Origin of the sequence: Corynebacterium sp. HMSC074C01 (assembly GCF_001814605.1) — a bacterium.
Classification (GTDB): domain Bacteria; phylum Actinomycetota; class Actinomycetes; order Mycobacteriales; family Mycobacteriaceae; genus Corynebacterium.
The window spans coordinates 1-1,052 of sequence record NZ_KV817256.1 but is presented as its reverse complement, the minus strand read 5'-3'; the positions used below and the strand labels follow the sequence as shown (position 1 = coordinate 1,052).

Genomic DNA, 1,052 nt, shown 5'->3' with positions numbered 1-1,052 from the left:
GTTGTTGGGTTGCCCGAGTAGCAGCGGGCTCGTGGAATCTGCTGTGAATCTGCCGGGACCACCCGGTAAGCCTAAATACTCAGTGTGACCGATAGTGTATTAGTACCGTGAGGGAATGGTGAAAAGTACCCCGGGAGGGGAGTGAAATAGTTCCTGAAACCATGTGCTTACAATCCGTCAGAGCACTTTTTGTTGTGTGATGGCGTGCCTTTTGAAGAATGAGCCTGCGAGTCAGCGGCATGTCGCGAGGTTAACCCGTGTGGGGTAGCCGTAGGGAAACCGAATCCTAATGGGGTGTTTTAGTGGCATGTCCTGGACCCGAAGCGGGGTGATCTACCCATGGCCAGTGTGAAGCAGTAGTAAGATGCTGTGGAGGCGCGAACCCACGTAGGTTGAAAACTGCGGGGATGAGCTGTGGGTAGGGGTGAAAGGCCAATCAAACTCCGTGATAGCTGGTTCTCCCCGAAATGCATTTAGGTGCAGCGTCGCATGTAGCTTGGTGGAGGTAGAGCTACTGGTTGGTTGAGCGGGACTACAATCTTAGCAATGTCAGCCAAACTCCGAATGCCATCAATGTGTTGTGCGGCAGTGAGACTGTGGGGGATAAGCTTCATAGTCGAGAGGGAAACAGCCCAGATCGCCGGTTAAGGCCCCTAAGGGTGTGCTAAGTGGAAAAGGATGTGGGATCGCGAAGACAGCCAGGAGGTTGGCTTAGAAGCAGCCATCCTTGAAAGAGTGCGTAATAGCTCACTGGTCGAGTGGTCCTGCGCCGACAATGTAGTGGGGCTCAAGCACACCGCCGAAGCCGCGGCAAACATTTTTTGTTTGGGTAGGGGAGCGTCGTGCATGTGTTGAAGCGTTACCGTAAGGAGGCGTGGAGTGTGTGCGAGTGAGAATGCAGGCATGAGTAACGAATTGGAAGGTGAGAATCCTTCCCGCCGGATGACTAAGGGTTCCTGGGTCAAGTTCGTCTTCCCAGGGTGAGTCGGGACCTAAGGCGAGGCCGACAGGCGTAGTCGATGGATAACCAGTTGATATTCTGGTACCCGTAT

Annotated in this window: 1 rRNA gene; it reads left to right on the top strand. The window is 53.9% G+C overall.

The features are described from left to right. Positions 1-1,052: ribosomal RNA gene (locus tag HMPREF2978_RS01665) — 23S ribosomal RNA — on the top strand; the annotation flags it as partial.